Here is a 23,799-nt window from a genome sequence, read left to right as displayed (position 1 = left end):
TGCCCGTGATGATGAAGCAATACCTGCAAGTAACGAAACCAGGAATTATTTTCGGAAATTTAATTTCTGTAATCGGGGGATTTCTGCTGGCCTCTAAAGGCAGTATCGACTATCCCCTGTTTCTCTCCACCTTGGTTGGTGTCTCGTTGGTGGTCGCATCAGGTTGTGTCTATAACAACTTTATCGACCGTGACATCGACGTAAAAATGGAGAGGACCAGAAATCGAGTGCTGGTAAAAGGCCTCATTTCTCCGACAGTCTCTCTGGTTTATGCAACCGTTCTGGGTATTGCTGGATTCGCGTTGCTGTATTTCGGAGCAAATCCGCTGGCCATGTGGCTGGCGGTGATGGGCTTTGTGGTTTATGTGGGCGTTTACAGCCTCTATATGAAGCGCAAGTCTGTGTATGGCACGTTGATTGGTAGTCTTTCCGGCGCTGCGCCGCCAGTCATTGGCTACTGTGCTGTCACCAACCAGTTTGATGCTGGCGCATTAATCCTGCTGGCTATCTTTAGCCTGTGGCAGATGCCGCATTCCTATGCGATTGCTATCTTCCGCTTTAAAGATTACCAGGCCGCGAATATCCCGGTTCTGCCGGTGGTAAAAGGTATTTCGGTAGCAAAAAATCATATTACGCTCTATATCCTGGCGTTTATGATTGCCACCCTGATGCTGACGCTGGGGGGATATGCGGGCTACAAATATCTGATTGTTGCTGCAGCGGTTAGCGTGTGGTGGTTGGGCATGGCGCTTTCGGGCTATAAAACGCAGAATGACCGCGTTTGGGCTCGTAAGCTGTTTGTCTTCTCCATTGTGGCCATCACGGCGCTCAGCGTCATGATGTCAGTAGACTTTATGGCTCCGGCCTCGAAAGACCTGCTGACGATGGTCAGATAGCACAGACCTCATCACAAAGGGCGCGATTATCGCGCCCTTTCTTTTTGTTACCACTTCGCGATAAGTATTATTTTACCCGCCCTGCCCCGCCGCCTAAAATACGTCGACCAGATAAACTGAGGTAGTAATGAACGATAATAAAATGACTCCAGTCGAGCTGCGTGCGACATGGGGTTTGGGGACGGTCTTTTCCCTGCGCATGCTGGGCATGTTTATGGTGCTGCCGGTCCTGACGACTTATGGCATGGCATTACAGGGAGCAACAGAAGCATTAATTGGACTCGCGATTGGCATCTACGGTTTAACGCAGGCCGTATTCCAGATCCCCTTTGGGCTGTTATCGGACCGTATTGGCCGTAAGCCTCTTATTGTTGGTGGATTACTTATTTTCGTTCTCGGCAGCGTGATTGCCGCCTGCACCACCTCCATCTGGGGCGTCATTCTGGGCAGAGCCTTGCAGGGATCGGGCGCTATCGCTGCGGCGGTAATGGCTTTGCTCTCCGATCTGACCAGGGAGCAGAATCGCACTAAAGCGATGGCATTTATTGGCATCAGCTTCGGCGTGACCTTCGCCATCGCTATGGTGTTGGGGCCGATCATCACCCACGCTTTAGGTCTGCATGCGCTGTTCTGGATGATTGCGATTCTGGCGAGCTGTGGGATCGTTATCACGCTTCTGGTGGTACCTGCTGCGCCGAATCATATTCTTAACCGTGAATCGGGCATGGTTAAAGGTTCTATCAAAGATGTGCTGGCAAACAGCCGTCTGGTAAAACTGAACTTCGGCATTATGTGCCTGCATATTTTATTGATGTCGAGCTTTGTTGCCCTGCCGGGCGAGTTCGAACGGGCCGGCTTCCCGGCAGAGCAACACTGGAAAGTTTATCTGGTCACCATGCTTGTCGCCTTCTGCGGCGTTATCCCGTTTATTATTTATGCCGAAGTGAAGCGTCGCATGAAGCGGGTATTTGTCTGCTGCGTGGCGCTGATGCTGATTGCTGAAATTGTCCTCTGGGGCGCAGGCAACCACTTCTGGACGCTGGTGGTTGGCGTGCAGCTCTTCTTTATTGGTTTCAATTTGATGGAAGCTATTCTGCCTTCATTAGTGAGTAAGGAATCCCCTCCGGGTTATAAAGGCACCGCGATGGGGCTCTATTCCACCAGCCAGTTTATTGGTGTGGCCATCGGCGGCAGCATGGGCGGTTGGGTCTTTGGTCATTTTGACGCGCAGAGTGTGTTCCTGGTGGGCACCCTGGTCGCGGCGCTCTGGCTGATCGTTAGCTGTACGATGAAAGAGCCGCCTTATGTCAGCAGCCTGCGAATCATGCTGAATAACAGTCCGCTGGAAAAAGCGGAGCTTGAACAGCGTATTAAAGCGCAACCGGGCGTGGCCGCAGTGTTTATCGTACCGGAAGAGAAAAGCGCCTATGTGAAGATCGACAGCAAGGTGACTAACCGGGCGGAGATCGAGAAGCTGGTGGCTGACGCGGTTTAATAGTTAATGTGAGTAAGGGATTACTCAAGAGCGACTTATCCGGGTGTTGTTATACACTGCCCGGTCAAAATCGGGTGCGATGGCAAGGTGTCCCGATATTGCTCCTTTTCAGTATGTTGTAATTAAACTCCCTGTCAGAAGCGGGTTCGGTGACATGGCGTCAATATGGGACTCGTTATCCGAGACGTTGTGAATCCATCCCTGCGGCAGACACTTGGCTAATGTGCTCTTGGGTGTCATCCAGGAGATTCGTCGTTGTCTTTGATTTCAGCGCTTGCACAGGTTAAGACCGGCTGCGGTGCAAAGGCACCCCCGTTAAATTCTGTATTGTTGATTGGCTTAGTGTCTACACAGGTCCAAACCAGCTTTGCTGCTGGGTTTGGAAGTTGGTTTTGGCTTTATCTGACAGGCGACACCAGTACTGAGGGGAAGGGAGAGGAGGCTGCTAAGCAAAAACTAAGCGGCATGGACGCCGCTTCGCAGCCCCCACGGAGGGGTTTACGGCGTTTTTGTGTTCAGCCCCCTCTTCCTGAGCAGATTAATCATTCCGCAAACGACGCGCCCTTCCCACTGCGTGAAGTGAGCAGCGAATCTGCAAAAAACGCCCCTTTCCTCTGCCTGTCTGGAGTCGCGAATTTTCAGACAATAAATCTTTCACTGACCCGAAGTACTAATCTTCAGAGAGCATGCCCTTGTGCTTCTGCTGATTGCACACGTCAATCAGTCGCGGAAGTTCTTAAACTGGAAAGGCTGACCCAAATCACCGCCGCGCACCAGCGCCATTGCGCCCTGCAGATCATCGCGTGATTTACCCGTTACCCGGATTTCATCGCCCTGAATCTGCGTCTGCACTTTCATTTTGCTCTCTTTGATAAGCTTAATCAGCTTCTTCGCCACGTCAGCGGGAATACCTTTTTTCATTTTAGCTTCCACGCTCCAGGTCTTGCCGCTGTGCTCAATCTCTTCCGGGATCTCCAGCGCTGCGCCTTCAATGCCACGCTTAAGCAGTTTTTCACGCAGAATATCTACCAGCTGCTTAACCTGAAAATCAGATTCGCTGAGCACCTTGATCGACTCATTGTTTTCAATCAGCTCGTAGCTGGCCGTTACGTTACGGAAATCGAAGCGCGTGGCCAGTTCACGGTTGGCATTTTCTACCGCATTTCGAACTTCCTGCATGTCAATTTCTGAAACGATATCGAAAGATGGCATGATGTATTCTCCTGATCGTAAAGTGACATGCATAATACCCACTTAGGCCCGGTAAAAAAACCATCGTTGATGAAAGCTATAATAAGAATATCGGCCTGCGGGTTTCCAGTAAAAGTCGGCAGCCTGGTTGAACTCACGCAACCCGTAAGCGGGGAGGATGAATGAAAATTACCGTATTGGGATGCGGTGCATTAGGGCAAATCTGGTTAGCTGCCCTCGACGCTCAGGGCCACGAGGTCCAGGGGTGGTTGCGTGTCCCCCAGCCCTATTGTTCGGTAAACGTCATCGACCTGAGTGGCACCGTCATTAATAAGACCTGCATTGCCAACGATCCGAAATTTCTCGCCGAAAGTGATCTGCTGCTTGTGACGCTGAAAGCCTGGCAGGTGTCAGAAGCAGTGAAAAACCTGCAGGGTACGATGCGCGATGAGTGTCCGGTCCTGCTGCTGCACAACGGAATGGGCACGCTGGATGAGCTAAAAGCGCTTCCTCAACCTTTACTCAGGGGCATCACCACACATGCCGCCAAACGTGATGGCACGGTTATCGTGCATGTTGCAGCAGGCATCACCCATATTGGCCCCACCTCCCCTGCTGCGGCTGCTCTTACCGATTTTGCAGAGGTGCTTCAGCACGCGTTACCGGATGTGGCCTGGCATAACAATGTGGCCTCAGCGGCATGGCAGAAACTGGCGGTAAACTGCGTGATTAACCCGCTAACCGTCGTGTACGACTGCCCCAACGGCGAGCTGCTAAACCATCTACCGGAAGTGTCCGCTTTGTGCAGTGAACTGGCAATGGTGATGGAGCGGGAGGGCCAGCACACTTCACTTGAGGCGCTGCTCGACTATGTGCTGGACGTGATCAACAGCACCGCCGCTAACACTTCTTCCATGCTGCAGGATATTCGCTCCGAACGCAGGACAGAGATTGATTACATCACGGGCTACGTGATCCGCCGGGCGCGGGCACAGGGTCTGGCGACGCCTGAAAACAACCGGCTTTACGAAATGATTAAGCGAAAGGAACAAGATTATGAGCGAGAACGTATCGGTACTGGTTTGCCTGGCACCTGGGAGTGAAGAGACTGAGGCCGTCACCACTATCGATCTGTTGGTACGCGCAGGAATAGAGGTCACAACCGCCAGCGTCACTGACGATGGCAGCCGCGAGATCCGCTGCTCACGCGGCGTACGGCTTCTGGCCGATGCGCCATTAGTTGCCGTAGCCGATAATGATTTTGCCGCTATCGTGTTGCCGGGTGGTCTGAAAGGCGCAGAAGCCTTCCGGGATAGTCCCTTACTGATTGAAACCGTGCGTCAGTTCCATCTTTCTGGAAGAATTGTTGCGGCGATTTGCGCCGCCCCTGGCACTGTACTCATCCCGCACAATCTGTTTCCCGTAGGGAACATGACCGGCTTTCCCGGCCTGAAAGAGACAATTCCCGCAGAAAAATGGATGGATAAACGCGTGGTCTGGGACCCGCGTGTGAATTTACTGACCAGTCAGGCACCCGGCACCTCTGTCGACTTCGCGCTGAAGCTGATAGATCTGATCCTGGGTAAGGATAAAGCGCATGAGGTGGCAAAAGAGCTGGTACTGGCAGCGGGAATTTATGATTACCGGGAGTGGATTGAATAAGCTGGAACATTCGGGGCGTTTCACTCGCCTTAGTGAGTCCGTACAAACAGGATATGTTGCCAGGGCCACTAAAAAATAGCCGCTGACAACTAAAAGGTTTGCACAAGAAATTGTGCAAACCCTCTCAAGCTAGGGGCGATAAACTTTGACGTTTTTAAAGCCCTGCTCGTGCAGATAGAGCGCCTGCAACCGGCTCATTACGCCACGCTCGCAGTAGAGCAGCCAGGTTTTGCTCTGGTCCAGATTGCCAAACTGTGTGCTCAGCTTGTAGAACGGCAACCCTTTGACCTCCACGCCTTCGAGATCAAGCGGACGATCGTCCTGCTCATCTGGCGAACGGATATCCAGCACCACATCATTCTCAGCGAAAGAGACCACCGTCTCTACTTCCACCACTTCCTGCTCGGTTTCTTCCGCAATCTGGCGAATATCAACGTTAGTGGCTTCAGCTATCATCTGGTCCAGGATAGCGAAATCGAAGTTCTGCTCTTCCGCTTCAATTTTCGCTTTCACCGCTTTCACGGTCGGGCTTTTTGAAATCACGCCGCAATATTCCGGCATGGTGCGGGCAAAATCTTCCGTGCCGATATGGCGCGCCAGATTGATGATGTGCTCTTTATCATGGGAAATCAGCGGACGCAGGATCAGCGTATCGCTGGCATTATCGATCAGACGCAGGTTGGTCAGCGTCTGGCTGGATACCTGCCCCAGCGCTTCACCTGTGACCAGCGCCTGTACGTCGTAACGCTCGGCAATTCTGGAGGCGGCACGCACCATCATCCGCTTCAGCACCACGCCCATCTGGCCATCTTCCACCTTCTCCAGGATCTCGCCGACTACTGGCTCGAAATTGATCGCCACAAAACGTACTTTGTGCGAGCGGCCAAAGCGGTTCCAGAGATAGTGCGCGACCTGACGCACGCCAATTTCATGCGCCGCGCCGCCCAGATTAAAGAAGCAGTAGTGCACGCGGCAGCCGCGACGCATCAGCATATAACTGGAAACGCCGGAATCAAAGCCGCCGGAAATCAGCGAGAGCACATCTTCCTGCGTGCCAATCGGGAAACCGCCAATGCCTTCATAGCGTCCGGTAACCAGAATCAGACGATCGTCTTCAATCTCCAGATTCACCGTTACCTGCGGGTGGTTAAGCTTCACCTGGGCGCTTTCAACGTGTTGGTTTAACCCGCCGCCCACATAACGCTCAACGTCCTGAGAGCTGAAATCATGCTTTCCACGACGCTTCACGCGTACGGAGAAGGTTTTCCCTGCAATACGATCGCGGTTCAGCTCCAGCGTCTGCTCAAAGATATTGTGCATATCCGTGTAGACGCGATCTTCCACCGCCAGCACGTGGTGAATGCCGGGGATGCGCTGCAGCTCGTCGACAATCACGGCTCGCTTGCTTTCATCCTTTGAACGCACTTCGATATGATCCCAATGACGTACAACGGCCAGCGTTTCGTCGCTATACTTGAGGACATTACGGATGTTCGTCGTCAGGATTTTGATAAAGCGCAGGCGAACGCTCTGGCTTTTGATAGTAATTTCGGGGAATAACTTAATGATAAACTTCATGGCGGCATGGGTTCGTTGAGCAATTAAGTGCTGAAATGAAGCGCACTTAGCTGGTAAAATCATCGTATTGCAAAGCAGCCTTCGCCCCTTTACATCCAGGGCTGGAGTGTATCACATCTGTCCGGTGACTGCTTCTTCATCCGTTAGCAGCATCATTATTTTGCTAATCATTTCGAGTCGGCTACCATGAGCGACTACATGGTAAAAACCGACTGAGCAGAAAGCCATTATGCCAAAAAAAGCCGAACCGCCAGCCAGCTTCGAAACCTCCCTTGCGCAGCTGGAACAGATTGTTTCCCGTCTTGAAAGCGGCGACCTGCCGCTGGAAGAGGCGCTCAATGAATTTGAACGCGGCGTGCAGCTGGCACGCGCAGGCCAGCAGAAATTGCAGGCTGCGGAGCAGCGTGTGCAGATCCTGTTAAGCGACGATAAAGAAGCTGAGCTGCAGCCCTTCACGCCGGAAAATGATTAATGGATTTTAGCGCCCTTCTCACCGCCCACCATGCGCGGGTAAACCAGGCTTTACAACGATTTATCGCGCCGCTGCCGTTTCAGAATTCCCCGCTGGTGGAAGCGATGGCATATGGGGCATTATTAGGGGGTAAACGCCTGCGTCCTTTCCTGGTATACGCCACCGGCGAAATGCTCCGTGCCAATAACGAGGCGCTGGATGCCCCAGCGGCGGCGGTGGAATGTATTCACGCCTATTCACTGATCCATGACGATCTGCCCGCAATGGATGATGATAGTCTGCGCCGCGGCCAGCCGACCTGCCATATTAAGTTTGGTGAGGATACGGCTATTTTAGCGGGTGATGCGTTACAAACGCTGGCCTTCTCTATACTGGCTGATACGCCAATGCCGGGCGTAAGCGCTGAATACCGCGTTGCGATGATTTCTGAACTGGCGCAGGCCAGCGGCGTAGCGGGCATGTGCGGCGGCCAGGCGCTTGATCTCGCGGCGGAAGGCCAGCAGGTTAACCTTGCGGCGCTGGAACAGATCCACCGTCATAAAACAGGGGCATTAATCCGCTCCGCCGTGCGCCTTGGTGCGCTGGCAGCGGGTGAACGCGGCCGTGAAGCATTACCTGCGCTGGATCGCTATGCCAATGCAATAGGATTGGCGTTTCAGGTTCAGGACGATATTCTTGACGTGGTAGGCGATACCGCCATCCTCGGCAAACGGCAGGGAGCCGATCAGGATTTAGGCAAGAGCACCTACCCGGCCCTGATGGGACTTGAGAGTGCGCGGGCCAAAGCGTGGGACCTCTATCAGGAGTCACTCAGCGCATTAGATACACTTGCAGCGCAATCCTTTACTACAACATCACTACAAGCGCTTGCAAGTTACATAATTGAACGCAATAAATAACTTTCACAATGAGTCTCTGATGAGTTTTGATACTGCAAAATATCCGACGCTGGCGCTTGCCAGCACGGTAAAAGAATTACGTTCGCTTCCCAAAGAGAGCCTGCCGACACTTTGTGATGAACTACGCCAGTATTTACTCGACAGCGTAAGCCGCTCCAGCGGCCACTTTGCCTCCGGGCTGGGCGTGGTGGAACTCACCGTCGCGCTGCATTATGTCTATAACACGCCATTTGATCATCTGGTGTGGGATGTGGGCCATCAGGCCTACCCTCATAAGATCCTGACCGGACGTCGTGACCGCATTGGTACCATTCGCCAGAAAAATGGACTGCACCCGTTTCCGTGGCGCGATGAGAGCGAGTTTGATGTGTTGAACGTCGGGCACTCCTCCACCTCAATCAGCGCCGGTCTGGGCATGGCTGTTGCCGCAGATAAAGAAGGAAAAGGTCGCCGTACCGCCTGTGTGATTGGCGATGGCGCGATCACCGCCGGAATGGCGTTTGAGGCGATGAACCACGCCGGTGATATCAAATCCGATCTGCTGGTGGTGCTGAATGACAATGAAATGTCGATTTCCGAAAACGTCGGCGCGCTGAACAATCGCCTGGCGCAGATCCTGTCGGGCAAAACCTATTCGCGCCTGCGTGAAGGGGGCAAAAAAGTGCTCGGTGGTCTGCCTCCTATCAAAGAGCTGGTGAAAAGAACGGAAGAGCACCTGAAAGGGATGGTTGTTCCCGGCACGCTGTTTGAAGAGCTTGGCTTTAACTATATCGGCCCGGTTGATGGCCATGATGTGCTCTCTCTGGTGCATACGCTGAAAAATATGCGCGACCTGAAAGGGCCGCAGTTCCTGCATATCATGACCAAAAAGGGCAAAGGTTACGCCCCGGCTGAAAAGGATCCTATTGCCTGGCACGCCGTTCCTAAATTTGATGCCGCCAGCGGCCTGTTGCCGAAAGCCGTTGAGGGTCTGCCGAGCTACTCCAAGGTGTTTGGTCAGTGGCTGAGCGAAACGGCGAAAGATGACGCTAAGCTGATGGCCGTCACGCCCGCTATGCGCGAAGGTTCGGGCATGGTGAGCTTCTCACGCGACTATCCGGCACAATATTTTGACGTGGCGATTGCCGAGCAACATGCTGTGACGTTTGCCGCAGGTCTGGCAATTGGCGGCTATAAGCCTGTGGTTGCCATCTACTCCACCTTCCTGCAGCGCGCCTACGATCAGTTGATCCACGATGTGGCTATCCAGAAGCTGCCGGTGCTGTTCGCTATCGATCGTGGTGGCATTGTTGGCGCTGACGGACAGACGCATCAGGGCGCTTTTGATATCTCCTTCCTGCGCTGCATCCCCAATATGGTGATCATGACGCCAAGTGATGAGAACGAGTGCCGTCAGATGCTCTATACCGGCTATCACTACTCGCAGGGGCCGAGCGCGGTGCGCTACCCTCGCGGAACAGGGACAGGTGCAGAACTGAAGCCGCTCTCCTCGCTGCCGTTAGGTAAAGGCGTGGTGAAACGTGAAGGTGAGAAGCTGGCGATCCTGAACTTCGGCACTCTGCTGCCAGAAGCGGCAGCAGTAGCCGACGCCCTTAATGCCACGCTGGTTGATATGCGATTTGTGAAGCCGCTGGACGAGGCGCTTATCGTCGAACTGGCCGCCAGCCACGAAGCCTTGATTACCCTGGAAGAGGGCGCCATCAAAGGCGGCGCGGGCAGCGGCGTTATCGAATTACTGATGGCGAAGCGGGTGCTGGTTCCGGTGCTGAATATCGGTCTGCCCGATGAGTTTATTCCGCAGGGCACTCAGGATGAGATCCGCCATGATTATCAGCTGGATGCTGAAGGAATCGAACAGCAAATCAGCCGCTGGCTTGCGTAGTAATACCGCACAATGCTCCCCGTCCGGGGAGCTTTTCTCCTGCTATGCTTAATTCTCTTAACCGGCTGGAAAGCCGTTAACCGACTGGCAGGAGCGCTTATGAAGACCACTCAACTGGGAACCACGGATCTTACCGTTTCCCGCCTTTGCCTCGGCTGTATGACGTTCGGTGAGCCAGATCGCGGCCGTCACGCCTGGACGTTACCCGAAGAGAGTAGTCGCCCGCTGATAAAGCAGGCGCTGGAAGCTGGCATCAACTTTTTTGATACGGCTAATAGCTACTCCGACGGCAGTAGCGAAGAGATCGTAGGCCGCGCGCTGAAAGAGTTCGCCCGCCGCGATGAAATTGTCGTCGCTACCAAAGTCTATTTCCCGATGAGCAATCTTTCCGGCGGCCTGTCGCGCGCCAACATTATGCAGTCCATCGATGACAGTCTGGGCCGTCTGGGTATGGATCATGTTGATCTGCTGCAAATCCACCGCTGGGATTACAACACGCCGCTGGAAGAGACGCTGGAAGCGCTGCATGACGTGGTGAAGTCTGGCAAGGCGCGTTACATCGGCGCGTCATCTATGTTCGCCTGGCAGTTCGCTAAAGCGCTCTATACCGCGGATAAACATGGCTGGACGCGCTTTGTCAGCATGCAGGATCAGTACAACCTGATCCAGCGTGAAGAGGAGCGTGAGATGCACCCGCTGTGTCAGGCTGAAAATATCGCCGTTCTGCCGTGGAGCCCGCTGGCGCGCGGCCGTCTGACTCGTCCATGGGGTGAAACCACGGCGCGTTCCGTTTCAGATGAGTTTGGCAGCACGCTGTATGACAAAACGGAAGAGAATGATGGCGCAATAGCGGCACGCGTGGCCGCTATTGCAGAAGATAAAGGCGTCAGCCGGGCGCAGATTGCCCTCGCCTGGATGCTGGCGAAACCGGCCGTTACCGCGCCGATTATTGGGGCATCGCGAGCTGAACAGCTGAACGACCTGGTAAAAGCCACTGAAGTTACGCTGACCCAGGAAGAGATTATCGAACTGGAGAGCGCCTATCAGCCGCATGCAGTGGTAGGATTTGAATAGCTGAAGAGTGCTGTTTACATAAAAAAGGGCGACCTGCGTCGCCCTGATTATCGCTTCCCGTCCGGCAGATAAAGCCCGATGATAATCAGGCTTACTCTCTGCGAAGCTACATGCAACGCCGCTACCACGCCATATGATGCCCGACATAGTAGAGAATACCGGCTGAAAGGATACCGGCAATAATATCATCCACCATGATCCCCATGCCGCCATGCACGTTGCGGTCAAACCAGCGGATTGGCCACGGCTTCCACATATCCAGAATACGGAAGATAACAAACCCTGCCAGCACCCACTGCCAGCTGTTCACCGGGATTGCCATCAGCGTTATCCACATGCCGATAAATTCGTCCCAGACGATGCTGCCATGATCGTGTACGCCCATATCCTTCGCAGTACGATGACAGAGATAGACGCCAATACAGATACCGAACATCACCAGCAGCGAGTAAATATCCTGCGGCAAAAAGGTCATCAGGTACCAGAAAGGAATAGCCGCCAGCGATCCCATCGTTCCCGGCACATAAGGGCTTAACCCACTGCCAAAACCCGTTGCCAGCAGATGCCAGGGATTGCTCATTTTCAGGCGACTTTTCGCCACGTCTTTATTTCGCGTCAAAATGATCAAATCCTTTCAGGCTGTTCTCCACGGGCTTGCCGTCCTGCAACAGCATCAGCCCTTCCGACTGGGGCGCCATCTGTCCGATGCAGGTAAACGGCACGCCGTAGTGGCCCAGCGCCACATCCAGCGCGCCGCGGTTAATTTCCGGCACCGTGAAGCAGAGTTCATAGTCTTCACCACCGCTCAGCGCCCATTTCAGCGCCTGCTCTGGCGCAAAATTGAGTTTCATCACTTCTGAAAGCGGGAGCGCATCCAGATTCAGCCGTGCCCCGCAGTCGCTCGCCTTGAGGATATGGCTCAGGTCGGAGATCAACCCGTCAGAGAGATCGATCGCCGCGCTGGCGAGATCGCGCAGCGCCTGTCCCTGCAAAATACGCGGCATCGGGCGCAGATGACGTTTGATCAACATCTCATGGGCCACAGGGTCGTTAATCTTCATGTGGTGCTGTAACAGGGCTAAACCGGCAGCGCTGTCGCCAAGCGTGCCGGTAACGTATATCCAGTCGCCGGGACGGGCGCCAGAGCGCTTCAGCGCCCTGCCCTGCGGCACCAGACCGTGGATGCCAAGCGTCAGGCTGAGCGGCCCGCGCGTGGTATCCCCCCCGATCAGCTGCATATCGTAGTAGTCCAGCAGCTCAAACAGGCTGTCGCTGAATGCCTTCAGCCAGGCTTCATCCACCGTGGGGAGCGTAATCGCCAGCGTCAGCCACGCCGGATCGGCACCCATGGCTGCCAGGTCGCTGAGGTTAACCGCCAGTGCTTTATAGCCGAGATCGGCAGGATGGATATCACGAAGGAAATGAACGCCTTCCACCAGCGTGTCGGTGCTGATAGCCAGGGTCTGTTTTTCAGAGAGCGCCAGTAGTGCGCAGTCATCGCCGATGCCCTTTTCCACATCGCGACGGGAGCTGGTCACACGATCAAAATAGCGTGTGATAAGTTCAAATTCGCCACATGCCATACTATGCATTCCGGGTTTGAAAAAAAAGAAGGCCGGAAAAACCGGCCTGGGAGGATTACTTCTTGTTGGGGCGGATATAGGGAGCGGCTTTATCCAGTACGCCGTTGACAAATTTATGGCTGTCTTCGGCACCAAATATTTTCGCCAGCTCGATGCCCTCATTGATGGCCACCTTGTAGGGAACATCGGCACGCTTGCTCAGTTCATATAAAGAAATGCGCAGGATAGCCCTTTCTACCTGGCCCAGCTCTTCCAGCTGACGGGACAGGTAAGGCTTCATCAGGCCGTCGAGATACGCGCTGTTGGTTGCAACGCCGCCCAGCAGCTCGCGGAAATAGCTGATATCGACGTCCTTGACGTCTTGCTCCGCCAGAAACTGGTATTCGACATCAGCGATGTCGTTTTTAGACAACTGCCAGGAGTAAAGCGCCTGGACAGCACATTCACGGGCGCGGCGACGAGCAGCAGGTTTCACGAAATTCCCCTTAAAATCAGGCTTTGATGGCTTTCAATACGTTAATCATTTCAAGTGCGGTCAGGGCAGCTTCTGCGCCTTTGTTTCCCGCTTTGGTACCGGCACGTTCGATGGCCTGTTCGATGTTTTCTGTCGTCAGGACACCAAATGCAACCGGGATATCGCTGTTCATAGCGACACTGGCCAGGCCAGAGCTGGCTTCGCCAGCCACATATTCGAAGTGGGCAGTTCCGCCACGAATAACGGTTCCCAGAGCGACAACGGCATCATGCTTACCGGCTTTCGCCAGCGCACGAGCGGTCATTGGCATTTCATAAGCGCCCGGTACCCAAACCACGGTGATGTTTTCATCTTTCACCTGGCCGATGCGTTTTAACGCATCCAGGGCACCGCTCAGCAGGCTGTCGTTGATAAAGTTGTTGAAGCGCGCAATGACAATGGCAACACGCGCATCAGGAGTAGCAACAGCAGCTTCAATAACGTTCATAATCTTCCTTTCAGGGTTCAGTTATGGCCCCGCAGGGGGGCGGATTCTATCATACTCTTTCCGGGTCTGCTCCGCTTTTAAGCAGCCCCTTGCTTCACGCCGCGCATTGCCGTCAGGCTGCATCCTCCCGACATGAAGGAGAAAAAATTAAGCTTTAAGCGTCAGGCGTAAATCAGGCCCAACCTGACGAATATCGCTGAAGGTGAAGGCTGGCGCTTCAGCAAGTTGTGCTATGCCGGGTAAATGACACAAACCACGCGCCGCATCACCCAGCAATTTTGGCGCAAGGTAGAGAATAAGTTCATCAACCACGCCAGCCGCCAGCAGCGCGCCGGCAAGCGTCGCACCCGCTTCAACCCAGACGCTGTTAATCTGCTTACGTCCCAGCAGCATCATCAGTGAGACCAGATCCGCCTGGCCCTTATGCCGGGGAACAGTAAACTGCTCTACATTCTCTGGCCACTTCAGGCTGTCGGCCTGCTGACGAGCCAGCCAGGTAACGCCAGGCTGTGAAATCAAACGATGATCCGGAGTCACCTGATTATGGCTGTCGATAATTACCCGTACCGGCTGACGCAACGCCTCCTGGGGATACGCCGCCTGGGTATCCGCATCAAGTTCCTGCCAGCGAACGGTAAGAGAAGGATCGTCCGCCAGCACAGTGGCGCTGCTGCTCAAAATAGCGGAACTTTGCGCCCGCAGCCGCTGCACATCGCGGCGCGCTTCAGGCGAGGTGATCCACTGGCTCTCTCCGCTGGCCATTGCCGTGCGGCCATCCAGAGAGGCGCCCATTTTCAGCTGCACCCACGGGAAACCAGTGCGCATCCGTTTTAAAAAGCCCCGGTTGAGCGCTTCCGCTTCCTGCATCATCAACCCGTGGCTGACTTCAATCCCAGCCTGCTGCAAACGGTACAAGCCGCGCCCGGCGACTTCAGGATTAGGGTCCTGCATGGCTGCCACGACACGGCTTACGCCGGCAGCAATTAACGCATCGCAGCAGGGCGGCGTGCGGCCATGATGACTACAAGGCTCAAGGGTGACGTAGGCCGTTGCGCCTTTCGCCTTTTCGCCCGCCATGCGCAGGGCATGAACTTCAGCGTGCGGTTCGCCTGCACGGAAATGATACCCTTCACCTACCATTTTCCCGTCGCGGACAATGACGCAGCCTACCTCAGGATTGGGCGTAGTGGTAAAGCGCCCACGTCGCGCAAGCTCAAGCGCACGCGCCATCCAGATTTCATCAACCATGATTTAGTCCTGTAAACGGGCGATCTCTTCGCCAAACTCACGAATATCTTCAAAGCTGCGGTAAACCGATGCAAAGCGAATGTAGGCTACTTTATCCAGCTTTTTCAGCTCATCCATCACCAGGTTGCCGATCATCTTGCTGGGAACCTCACGCTCGCCCGTCGAGCGAAGCTGGCTTTTGATATGACTGATGGCCGTTTCCACATCATCTGAACTAACCGGACGCTTCTCCAGCGCTTTCATCAGCCCGCGACAGAGTTTGTCTTCATTAAAGGGTTCCCTGACATCATTGCTTTTCACCACTCTGGGCATTACCAGCTCAGCCACTTCAAAAGTGGTAAAGCGCTCGTGGCAGACCAGACACTGGCGACGACGGCGCACCGAAGTTCCCTCCCCGACCAGGCGGGAGTCAATGACTTTGGTATCCACTGCAGAACAGAACGGGCAATGCATGATGCTTCCTGATAAGTCTGGAAATTGATTCACAGTGTAGCGCGAAGTGGCGGGCAACAAAATATCGCGTTGCCCATTTGGCCGCCTTTATGGCTTTTCCCCCTCTGGCGTGATTAAACCGGGTTCGTAACAGTAAAAATCGACTTAAGCGCTATAATCAGGAGGCAGTTAAGCGAAATTTTTTCTTTAAACAAGGATTAACCGGAGGATATATGGGTTTGTTTAACTTTGTGAAAGAAGCGGGCGAAAAGCTGTGGGACTCCGTGACCGGTGGCGATGGCGATGACCAGAGTAAAAAGCTGAAAGAGTATATCGATAAGCTGGGTCTGCCGGGCAGCGATAAGGTTGATGTCAACGTGAAAGATGGCAAAGCCAGCATCAGCGGCGACACTCTCTCACAAGAGCTGAAAGAAAAAATCCTGGTCGCGGCGGGTAACGTTGCTGGCATCACGGCGGTGGAAGATAACGTCAAAGTGCAGCAGGCGGCTACAGAATCAAAATTCTATACCGTAAAGAAAGGCGACACGCTCAGCGCCATTTCCAAAGAAGTATATGGCGATGCCGGCAAGTACAACAAAATATTTGAAGCTAACAAGCCTATGCTCAGCCATCCGGACAAAATTTATCCGGGTCAGACACTGCGCATCCCTGAGTAAAAGGCGGGCAAGGAGCTGCATCAGATATGGCAATTAAAGTGAAGATGAAACCGCTGTGGGTCATGGTAGCGGTGATGCTGGCAGGCTGTACGGCTCCGGCACAGCAGCCTGAGCTGAACAAGCTGCATAATCAGGTAGGCAAGCTAAATAGCGAAATGCGTCAGCTGACGACGCAGGCGGCCAGCCTTGAACAGCAGAACATGCTGAACAGCAGCTCGGAAAACGGTGCCTGGCTGTTGCCTGCCACCAATACCGCAGTGCCCCTAAAGAGCCAGCTGGGCGAGGTTCGTCTTTCCCTGAGTCATGTTGAAAGTGAAGCGAACGGCACGCGGGCTATGCTGCATATCCGTTCAGCTGCGGAGAACACCCTGCCCGCCTTCAGTTTCCAGGTTGAGTGGGGAGAGATGGACGCCACTACCGGTAAACCGCTTCAGGCAGCCAGCCAGAGCCAGGCAATCAGCATTGCTGACTCTCTGCTGCCACGCAGCGAAATTACCGTGCCTTTACGTCTCAGTAATATCAGCCCCGAGCAGTTGGGCTACCTCAGAGTGCATGACATTGTGGCAAAAAACGCGCCACCTGCCTCAGCACCATAAAAAAAGGGCCGCTTTCGCGGCCCTTTTTACCCACTTTCACCATTAAGGCAGAATGGAAGGCTGATCTGCACCCTCTTTTTCCACTTTTTGCTGGATCATGTGTTCACGCTTCATCCCCAGTTTCAGCGCCAGCGCTGAAGCGACGTAAATAGATGAAACCGTACCGATAGAGACACCGATAAGCATGGTCAGCGAGAAGCCTTCCAGCAGCGCGCCGCCGAAGATAAACAGCATCAGTACCACCACCAGCGTAGTCGCGGAGGTCATGATGGTTCGGCTCAGCGTCTGCGTCAGCGAAACGTTAACGATATCGTAAGGCGTACCGCGACGGATCTTGCGGAAGTTCTCACGGATACGGTCCGAAACCACAATACTGTCGTTCAGCGAGTAGCCGATAACCGACATCAGCGACGCCACAATGGTCAGATCGATCTCAATATGGAACAGAGAAAGAATGCCCATGGTGATGATTACGTCGTGCGCCAGAGCCAGTACCGCCCCCAGCGCCAGTCGCCACTCAAAGCGGAAACCGACGTAGATCAGGATCGCAATCAGCGCCACCAGCAGCGCCATGCCGCCAGCCTGCGCCAGATCGCTCCCCACGCTTGGGCCGACAAACTCAATACGCTTGACCGTGGCGTTCTGCTGGCTGGCCTGGTTGATGATGGTCACCACCTTGTTGCCCAGCTCCTGGCCCGCATTACCCTCGTTAGGGGACATACGTACCAGCACGTCACGGCTGCTGCCGAAGTTCTGCACCTGAGGGTCCACGAAGCCGGACTTCTCCAGCGCACCGCGCAGGCTGTCCAGTTCCGCTGGTTTCTCCAGGGTGATTTCAATGACGGTACCGCCGGTGAAATCCAGACCCCAGTTAAACCCTTTTACGCCCATCACCAGAAAAGAGGCGATCAGCAACAGGCCAGAAAGAGTAAAAGCCAGTTTGTCCCAGCGCATAAAGTCATGAACTTTACGCCCGTAGTTTAGTTGTTCAACGCTATAGTCCTGTGCCACAACGCACTCCTCAGATAGACAGCTTGTTGATGCGTTTGCCGCCGTACAACAGGTTGACGATGGCACGGGTACCGACGATGGCGGTAAACATAGAAGTCACAACGCCAATAGCGGTGGTGATAGCAAAGCCTTTGATCGAACCGGTGCCTACCGCATAGAGAATGATTGCGGTAATCAGCGTGGTGACGTTGGCGTCGATAATACTGGAGAACGCGCCTTTATAGCCCTCATGGATAGCCTGCTGAACAGAACGTCCATTCTTCAGCTCCTCCTTGATACGTTCATTAATCAGTACGTTCGCATCCACCGCAACCGCAAGCGTCAGGACGATACCGGCAATTCCCGGCATGGTCAGCGTGGCGCCAGGCAGCAGCGACATGATGCCGACAATCATCACCAGGTTAGCCACCAGCGCCGTGGTCGCAATCACCCCGAACTTACGGTAGTAAACCACCATAAATACGATAGAGGCGATCAGTCCCCACAGGCAGGCTTCCAGGCCCTGAGTAATGTTTTGCTGACCCATTGTCGGGCCAATTGTCCGCTCTTCCACGATCTGGATAGGGGCAATCAGCGCACCGGCACGCAGCAGCAGAGAGAGCTGGCGGGCTTCATTCGGGTTGTTGATACCGGTGATACGGAAGCTGTTACCCAGACGAGACTGGATATTTGCAACGTTTATCACCTCTTCCTGCTTCGCCAGGATCGCCCGGCCGTTGGCATCTTTCTTGCCGCTGTCTTTATATTCGACAAACAGCGTAGCCATCGGCTTACCGATATTATCCTTGGTGAAGTTGGACATGATGTTGCCACCCGCGCTGTCCAGCGAGATGTTCACCTGTGCCTGGTTGTACTCATCCTGGCTCGACGTGGAGTCCGTGATATGGTCACCCGTCAGGATCACTCGCTTGTACAAGGTGACAGGCTGACCATCACGGGTATTTTTCACTTCTGAATCACCCGGAACGCGACCATTAGCCGCCGCAGTAGGATCGACCGTGGTGTTCACCAGACGGAATTCCAGCGTGGCCGTTGCACCCAGAATCTCTTTCGCACGGGCCGTATCCTGAATACCAGGCAGTTCAACCACAATGCGATCTGAACCCTGGCGCTGAACCAGCGGTTCCGCAACGCCGAGTTGATTAACGCGGTTACGCAGGATATTGATGTTCTGCTGAACCGCGTATTCACGGGCTTCACGCAGACGCTCATCAGTCATCACCGCTCGCAGGGCCGTGTCGCCGGTGCCGTTAATGACCAGATCGCGATGGCGCCCTGACAGATAACTGACGGCATCATCGCGCGCTGCGGCATCACGGAAACGAATTTCCATACCGTAGTTGTCGGTTTTGCGAACGTTAGTATAAGGAATATTTTTGTCACGCAGATCGCTTCTGAGGTTATCGATGTTCTGCTCCTGGAGTTTACCCAGAGCGGTATCCATATCGACTTCCATCAGGAAGTGTACGCCGCCACGCAAATCAAGACCGAGTTTCATCGGCTCTGCGGCCAGCATGCTCAGCCAGCCTGGGGTGGCCGGGGCAAGGTTAAGCGCCACGACGTAATCTTCGCCAAGCACTTTTGTTATGGCATCACGGGCGCGTAACTGCACGTCACCGTTAGCAAAGCGCGCCATAATAGCGCCATTTTCCAGAGCAATTGATTTGCTCTGAATATTCTCTTGTTTCAAGGCATTTTGGATCTGAACCAGCGTCTGCTCACTGGCGGCGCTTCCGCGCGCGCCAGTGATCTGAACAGCCGGATCCTCACCATAAAGGTTGGGAAGCGCGTACAGCAGACCGACGAGTAATACGACGATCAGCATGATGTACTTCCACAAAGGATAACGGTTTAACACGGCAGTTCCCTTAGGGAAAACAAAAAATTAAAGCGCCTTCATCGTACCTTTCGGCAGAACGGCAGCCACGAAATCACGTTTAACCACAACTTCCGTTGTGTCGTTCAGCGCGATAGCTACGTAGCCAGTTTCAGCCACTTTAGTGACGCGACCTACCAGGCCGCCCGTGGTCAGCACTTCATCACCTTTGGAAATGGAATCCATCAGTTTTTTGTGCTCTTTAGCGCGTTTCTGCTGTGGACGCAGGATCATGAAGTAGAAAATCAGACCAAAAACCACCAGCATAATGACCAGTGAATAGGGGCTTCCCTGAGATGGCGCCGCTGCTGCCACTGCGTCAGAAATGAACAAGCTCATTAAATTTCCCTCATTGTTTAATTATCAGACGTTTAACGGCGGTACCGCCTTGCCCGTCCGTTCATAGAATTCCGTCACAAACTGCTCTAATTTACCTTCTTCGATAGCCTGGCGTAAACCGGCCATCAGTCGCTGGTAATAGCGCAGATTATGAATAGTGTTCAGACGTGCACCCAGTATTTCGTTACAACGGTCGAGATGATGCAAGTAAGCACGGCTGTAATTGCGACAGGTGTAGCAATCACACTCCGCATCCAGCGTTGCGGTGTCATCTTTATACTTCGCGTTGCGGATTTTCACGACGCCGTCCGTGACAAAAAGATGGCCATTACGGGCGTTACGGGTTGGCATCACGCAGTCAAACATATCGATGCCGCGACGTACCCCTTCAACCAGATCCTGAGGTTTCCCCACGCCCATCAGGTAACGCGGTTTGTCCTCCGGGATCTGCGGGCAGACGTGCTCCAGAATACGGTGCATATCTTCTTTCGGCTCGCCGACCGCCAGGCCGCCCACAGCGTAACCATCAAAGCCGATCTCTACCAGTCCTTTTACCGAGACATCTCGTAAATCTTCGTAAACCCCACCCTGGATAATGCCGAAAAGCGCATTTTTATTCTCAAGGGAATCAAAGCGATCGCGGCTACGCTGCGCCCAGCGCAGCGACATCTCCATCGAGCGTTTGGCGTAATCCCAGTCCGCCGGGTAAGGCGTACATTCGTCGAAGATCATCACGATATCGGAGCCCAGGTCATACTGGATCTCCATCGATTTTTCCGGGTCCAGGAAGATCGCATCGCCGTTGATCGGGTTGCGGAAGTGAACGCCCGCTTCGGTGATCTTACGAATGTCGCCCAGGCTGAACACCTGGAAGCCGCCGGAGTCAGTCAGAATGGGACCTTTCCAGTTCATAAAATCATGCAAGTCGCCATGCAGCTTCATAATCTCCTGGCCCGGACGCAGCCAGAGATGGAAGGTGTTGCCCAGAATGATCTGCGCGCCGGTATCGATAACTTCTTCCGGCGTCATGCCCTTCACGGTGCCATAGGTGCCCACAGGCATAAACGCAGGCGTTTCAACCACGCCGCGATCGAAGATCAGGCGGCCACGACGTGCGCGCCCATCAGTAGTGTCTAATTCGAACTTCACAATGCCTCCACCAGAGATACAGTCTGATGTTAAGTGTTAACAGCCGCACACCATGTGCGGCCGCGTTTCAGCAGGCCCATGGGCCAACGGAAAAAATTATTCGCCCACTTTCTCGCTGACAGCTTCCGGATTATGGGTGATGAACATCGCATCCCCGTAGCTGAAGAAGCGGTACTGCTCTGCTACCGCCTGCTGGTAGGCGTGCATCGTATTACGATAGCCAGCAAAGGCGGAGACCAGCATGATTAGCGTCGATTCCGGCAGGTGGAAATTGGTGACCAGCGCATCAATTACCTGATAGTGATAGCCCGGATAGATAAAGATTTTGGTATCGTCAAAAAACGGGGCGATAAGCGCCTCTTTTGCCGCCTGGGCCGCGCTTTCCAGCGATCGCACCGATGTTGTGCCCACGGCCACAACACGATTACCACGCGCTTTACAGGCGAGCACCGCATCCACAACCTCCTGCGGCACTTCCGCATATTCGGCGTGCATAATATGATCTTCAATGCTTTCAACCCTGACCGGCTGGAAAGTCCCTGCGCCGACATGCAGCGTGACGAAAGCCGTCTCGATGCCTTTTGCCCGCAGCGCAGCCAGCAGCGGCTCGTCGAAGTGCAGCCCGGCAGTTGGCGCGGCAACGGCGCCAGGCTTCTCGCTATAAACCGTTTGATAGAGTTCGCGGTCAGCATCCTCATCCGGGCGATCGATATAAGGCGGCAGCGGCATATGCCCTACGGCGTTAAGAATGTCCAGCACGGCGCGCTCGTCCTCAAAACGCAGCTCAAACAGCGCGTCATGACGAGCGACCATGGTGGCCTTTACGCTTTCGTCGTCCCCCAGCAGCAGTTCTGCGCCAGGTTTGGGTGCTTTTGAGGCGCGAACATGCGCCAGCACACGGTGCTCATCCAGCATACGTTCGACCAGCACTTCAATCTTGCCACCGCTGACTTTGCGGCCAAATATGCGAGCCGGGATCACCCGCGTATTGTTGAAGACCAGCAGATCGCCCGGATTGAGTTTCTCCAACAAATCAGTAAAGACCCCGTGCGACAGCGCCCCATCCGGCCCGTTAAGGGAAAGAAGGCGGCATCCGCTACGCTGAGCTTGCGGATAGTGGGCAATCAAAGATTCGGGCAACTCAAAAGTAAAATCGGCAACGCGCATGGTCATTCACAGTCAGGGAAATCAGGGCGCACATTCTAGCTGAAAACCGCCCATAGCTAAACAACTCCCCGCAATAATGGATAAGACGATATACTGCACTTATGAATTTTCTTGCGCATTTACACCTGGCCTCGCTGGCCCAAAGCTCCCTTCTGGGTAACCTGATGGCCGATTTCGTGCGGGGGAATCCGCACAATGAGTGGCCTGCAACGGTTGCAGAAGGCATTCTGCATCATCGACGCATTGACGTGATGACCGACTCCCTGCCTGAAGTGCGCGCGGCAAGGGACTTTTTCCGTCCCGAAACCCGTCGCGTTTCCCCCATAACCCTTGATGTGATTTGGGATCATTTTTTGTCACGACACTGGGGGAGTATTCAGCCGGAAATTTCTCTGCCAACTTTTCTGGCACAGGCAAAATCTGTGATCGAACCCGATTTAGCCTCTACCCCGGAGCGGTTCCAGAATCTTAACCGTTATTTATGGAGTGAGCGTTGGATGGAGAAGTATGCCGAGGCGGATTATCTGCAACCGGTGCTGCGCGGCATGGCAAGCCGCCGTCCTCGTCTGGCGGCGCTGGAGGACTCCTGGCAGGATTTCATCACAAACTATCAGCAATTTAACGACTTTTTCTGGCAGTTCTATCCGGTTATGATGGAAAAGGCTTCACGTCAGGCGCTTTGATAGCGCCAGCGGCAATACCGCTTGTCCTTTTGCTGAAAAGGGCTATTGTATGGAGCTGCTTTAGTAATTTTAATTTTTTGATAGGTTTAACCTATCTGAATAATCGGCGTATAACGCTGGTGCCTCTACAGGCATCGCTTTTATACTCCGCGTTGTCTCTTTAATCTAACTACTTCTACAGGAGTGAACATGGTCCTGGTAACTCGTCAAGCCCCAGATTTTACCGCTGCAGCCGTACTGGGCAACGGTGAAATTGTTGAGAACTTCAACTTCAAAAAACACACTGCTGGTAAAGCTACCGTTGTGTTCTTCTGGCCAATGGACTTCACCTTCGTTTGCCCTTCTGAACTGATTGCCTTCGACAAGCGTTACGAAGAGTTCCAGAAGCGCGGCGTGGAAGTTGTCGGCGTATCTTTCGATTCTGAGTTTGTGCATAACGCATGGCGCAAAACCCCAATCGAAAAAGGCGGCATCGGCGAAGTGAAATATGCCATGGTTGCTGATATCAAGCGTGAAGTGCAGAAAGCTTACGGTATTGAACATCCGGATGCAGGCGTTGCGCTGCGTGGTTCATTCCTGATCGACAAAGCCGGTGTGGTTCGCCACCAGGTTGTTAACGACCTGCCACTGGGTCGTAACGTTGACGAAATGCTGCGCATGGTTGACGCGCTGCAGTTCCACGAAGAGCACGGCGAAGTGTGCCCGGCTCAGTGGGAAAAAGGTAAAGAAGGTATGGGCGCATCGCCAGACGGCGTGGCTAAGTACCTCTCTGAGAACGCGGCTAAGCTGTAACAGCCCCGATTCTGAAAGGCTCGCTTCGGCGGGCCTTTTTTATTTATATCTTATTTCACCGCGCCCTTCTTTTCAGGTCCATTTATTTCTATTATTTATTCTCCTCACGAAGATATATGGTTATTGCCCTCTGAG

25 protein-coding genes are annotated in these 23,799 nt (G+C 53.9%); 12 read left to right on the top strand and 13 right to left on the bottom strand.

Going from position 1 to position 23,799, the window contains the following annotated elements; genetic code table 11:
• Positions 1-8: 8 nt before the first annotated feature.
• Together cyoE and SD961_RS08280 are read left to right on the top strand one after the other, a co-directional pair.
• The gene (cyoE, locus tag SD961_RS08285; protein WP_306207452.1) at positions 9-896 is read left to right on the top strand and encodes a heme o synthase; all 888 of its coding nucleotides are present in this window, start codon (positions 9-11) and stop codon (positions 894-896) included.
• Between the two features lie 127 nt (positions 897-1,023).
• Positions 1,024-2,391, top strand: coding sequence for an MFS transporter (locus tag SD961_RS08280; protein WP_318789911.1), 1,368 nt, complete (start codon positions 1,024-1,026; stop codon positions 2,389-2,391).
• A 720-nt stretch (positions 2,392-3,111) separates the two neighbouring features.
• Here SD961_RS08280 and SD961_RS08275 read toward each other — a convergent pair.
• Positions 3,112-3,603 (bottom strand): YajQ family cyclic di-GMP-binding protein, encoded by a 492-nt coding sequence (locus SD961_RS08275; RefSeq protein WP_318789910.1) that lies wholly within the window; start codon positions 3,601-3,603, stop codon positions 3,112-3,114.
• 161 nt (positions 3,604-3,764) lie between these two features.
• Between SD961_RS08275 and panE the strand changes: the two genes are divergently transcribed.
• On the top strand, positions 3,765-4,685 hold the full coding sequence (gene panE / locus SD961_RS08270; RefSeq protein WP_318789909.1) for a 2-dehydropantoate 2-reductase: 921 nt from the start codon (positions 3,765-3,767) through the stop codon (positions 4,683-4,685).
• Positions 4,639-5,244: a protein deglycase YajL gene (gene yajL, locus SD961_RS08265; protein ID WP_318789908.1), complete on the top strand. Its 606-nt coding sequence runs from the start codon at positions 4,639-4,641 to the stop codon at positions 5,242-5,244. The genes panE and yajL overlap by 47 nt, the downstream gene beginning before the upstream one ends.
• A 129-nt stretch (positions 5,245-5,373) precedes the next feature.
• Here yajL and thiI read toward each other — a convergent pair whose 3' ends face one another.
• Complete coding sequence (thiI, locus tag SD961_RS08260) at positions 5,374-6,822, bottom strand: tRNA uracil 4-sulfurtransferase ThiI (protein ID WP_318789907.1); 1,449 nt, start codon at positions 6,820-6,822, stop codon at positions 5,374-5,376.
• 229 nt (positions 6,823-7,051) lie between these two features.
• On the opposite strand from thiI, the gene xseB reads away from it, so the two are divergent.
• The 4 genes from xseB to SD961_RS08240 all read left to right on the top strand — a co-directional run bounded on the left by xseB (position 7,052) and on the right by SD961_RS08240 (position 11,149).
• A complete protein-coding gene (gene xseB, locus SD961_RS08255; protein ID WP_318789906.1) occupies positions 7,052-7,294 on the top strand; it encodes an exodeoxyribonuclease VII small subunit in 243 nt (80 codons plus the stop codon).
• Complete coding sequence (gene ispA, locus SD961_RS08250) at positions 7,294-8,193, top strand: (2E,6E)-farnesyl diphosphate synthase (protein ID WP_318789905.1); 900 nt, start codon at positions 7,294-7,296, stop codon at positions 8,191-8,193. Before xseB ends, ispA begins: the two co-directional genes overlap by 1 nt.
• 19 nt (positions 8,194-8,212) lie before the next feature.
• On the top strand, positions 8,213-10,075 hold the full coding sequence (gene dxs, locus SD961_RS08245) for a 1-deoxy-D-xylulose-5-phosphate synthase (RefSeq protein WP_318789904.1): 1,863 nt from the start codon (positions 8,213-8,215) through the stop codon (positions 10,073-10,075).
• A gap of 99 nt (positions 10,076-10,174) precedes the next feature.
• The gene (locus tag SD961_RS08240; RefSeq protein WP_318789903.1) at positions 10,175-11,149 is read left to right on the top strand and encodes an aldo/keto reductase; all 975 of its coding nucleotides are present in this window, start codon (positions 10,175-10,177) and stop codon (positions 11,147-11,149) included.
• Positions 11,150-11,270: 121 nt separating this feature from the next.
• Here the strand turns inward: SD961_RS08240 and pgpA are convergent, their stop codons facing one another.
• The 6 genes from pgpA to nrdR all read right to left on the bottom strand — a co-directional run bounded on the left by pgpA (position 11,271) and on the right by nrdR (position 15,395).
• The gene (pgpA, locus tag SD961_RS08235; protein ID WP_318789902.1) at positions 11,271-11,777 is read right to left on the bottom strand and encodes a phosphatidylglycerophosphatase A; all 507 of its coding nucleotides are present in this window, start codon (positions 11,775-11,777) and stop codon (positions 11,271-11,273) included.
• Positions 11,755-12,732 carry a thiamine-phosphate kinase gene (gene thiL, locus SD961_RS08230; protein ID WP_318789901.1) on the bottom strand — a complete coding sequence of 326 codons (978 nt, stop codon included), beginning with the start codon at positions 12,730-12,732 and terminating at the stop codon, positions 11,755-11,757. Before thiL ends, pgpA begins: the two co-directional genes overlap by 23 nt.
• A gap of 55 nt (positions 12,733-12,787) precedes the next feature.
• Positions 12,788-13,207, bottom strand: coding sequence for a transcription antitermination factor NusB (gene nusB, locus SD961_RS08225; protein ID WP_318789900.1), 420 nt, complete (start codon positions 13,205-13,207; stop codon positions 12,788-12,790).
• Between the two features lie 16 nt (positions 13,208-13,223).
• The gene (ribE, locus tag SD961_RS08220; protein WP_034889697.1) at positions 13,224-13,694 is read right to left on the bottom strand and encodes a 6,7-dimethyl-8-ribityllumazine synthase; all 471 of its coding nucleotides are present in this window, start codon (positions 13,692-13,694) and stop codon (positions 13,224-13,226) included.
• 147 nt (positions 13,695-13,841) lie between these two features.
• Positions 13,842-14,942: a bifunctional diaminohydroxyphosphoribosylaminopyrimidine deaminase/5-amino-6-(5-phosphoribosylamino)uracil reductase RibD gene (gene ribD / locus SD961_RS08215; RefSeq protein WP_318789899.1), complete on the bottom strand. Its 1,101-nt coding sequence runs from the start codon at positions 14,940-14,942 to the stop codon at positions 13,842-13,844.
• 3 nt (positions 14,943-14,945) lie between these two features.
• Positions 14,946-15,395 carry a transcriptional regulator NrdR gene (gene nrdR, locus SD961_RS08210; RefSeq protein ID WP_306207486.1) on the bottom strand — a complete coding sequence of 150 codons (450 nt, stop codon included), beginning with the start codon at positions 15,393-15,395 and terminating at the stop codon, positions 14,946-14,948.
• Between the two features lie 212 nt (positions 15,396-15,607).
• On the opposite strand from nrdR, the gene lysM reads away from it, so the two are divergent.
• Positions 15,608-16,051: a peptidoglycan-binding protein LysM gene (gene lysM, locus SD961_RS08205; RefSeq protein ID WP_318789898.1), complete on the top strand. Its 444-nt coding sequence runs from the start codon at positions 15,608-15,610 to the stop codon at positions 16,049-16,051.
• Positions 16,052-16,077: 26 nt separating this feature from the next.
• Positions 16,078-16,647 (top strand): DUF3251 domain-containing protein, encoded by a 570-nt coding sequence (locus tag SD961_RS08200; RefSeq protein WP_318789897.1) that lies wholly within the window; start codon positions 16,078-16,080, stop codon positions 16,645-16,647.
• A gap of 42 nt (positions 16,648-16,689) precedes the next feature.
• Here the strand turns inward: SD961_RS08200 and secF are convergent, their stop codons facing one another.
• The 5 genes from secF to queA form a co-directional block, all read right to left on the bottom strand.
• Entirely contained in the window at positions 16,690-17,658 is a 969-nt protein-coding gene (gene secF / locus SD961_RS08195; protein ID WP_318789896.1) for a protein translocase subunit SecF, read from the bottom strand.
• A 10-nt stretch (positions 17,659-17,668) separates the two neighbouring features.
• Positions 17,669-19,516, bottom strand: coding sequence for a protein translocase subunit SecD (secD, locus tag SD961_RS08190; protein ID WP_318789894.1), 1,848 nt, complete (start codon positions 19,514-19,516; stop codon positions 17,669-17,671).
• 27 nt (positions 19,517-19,543) lie between these two features.
• The gene (yajC, locus tag SD961_RS08185) at positions 19,544-19,873 is read right to left on the bottom strand and encodes a preprotein translocase subunit YajC (protein WP_306207496.1); all 330 of its coding nucleotides are present in this window, start codon (positions 19,871-19,873) and stop codon (positions 19,544-19,546) included.
• A 24-nt stretch (positions 19,874-19,897) separates the two neighbouring features.
• Entirely contained in the window at positions 19,898-21,022 is a 1,125-nt protein-coding gene (tgt, locus tag SD961_RS08180) for a tRNA guanosine(34) transglycosylase Tgt (RefSeq protein ID WP_318789893.1), read from the bottom strand.
• Positions 21,023-21,118: 96 nt separating this feature from the next.
• A complete protein-coding gene (gene queA / locus SD961_RS08175) occupies positions 21,119-22,189 on the bottom strand; it encodes a tRNA preQ1(34) S-adenosylmethionine ribosyltransferase-isomerase QueA (protein ID WP_318790164.1) in 1,071 nt (356 codons plus the stop codon).
• Positions 22,190-22,290: 101 nt separating this feature from the next.
• Here queA and SD961_RS08170 point away from each other — a divergent pair, with 101 nt between their 5' ends.
• On the top strand, positions 22,291-22,872 hold the full coding sequence (locus tag SD961_RS08170) for an ACP phosphodiesterase (RefSeq protein ID WP_318789892.1): 582 nt from the start codon (positions 22,291-22,293) through the stop codon (positions 22,870-22,872).
• A gap of 189 nt (positions 22,873-23,061) precedes the next feature.
• Positions 23,062-23,664 (top strand): peroxiredoxin C, encoded by a 603-nt coding sequence (locus SD961_RS08165; protein ID WP_318789891.1) that lies wholly within the window; start codon positions 23,062-23,064, stop codon positions 23,662-23,664.
• The last annotated feature ends 135 nt before the right edge of the window (positions 23,665-23,799 follow it).

Source organism: Erwinia sp. MMLR14_017, from assembly GCF_033657285.1.
Taxonomy (GTDB): Bacteria; Pseudomonadota; Gammaproteobacteria; order Enterobacterales; family Enterobacteriaceae; genus Erwinia.
The sequence above is the reverse complement of the archived record's forward strand: the minus strand, read 5'-3'. Positions and strand labels throughout refer to the sequence as shown.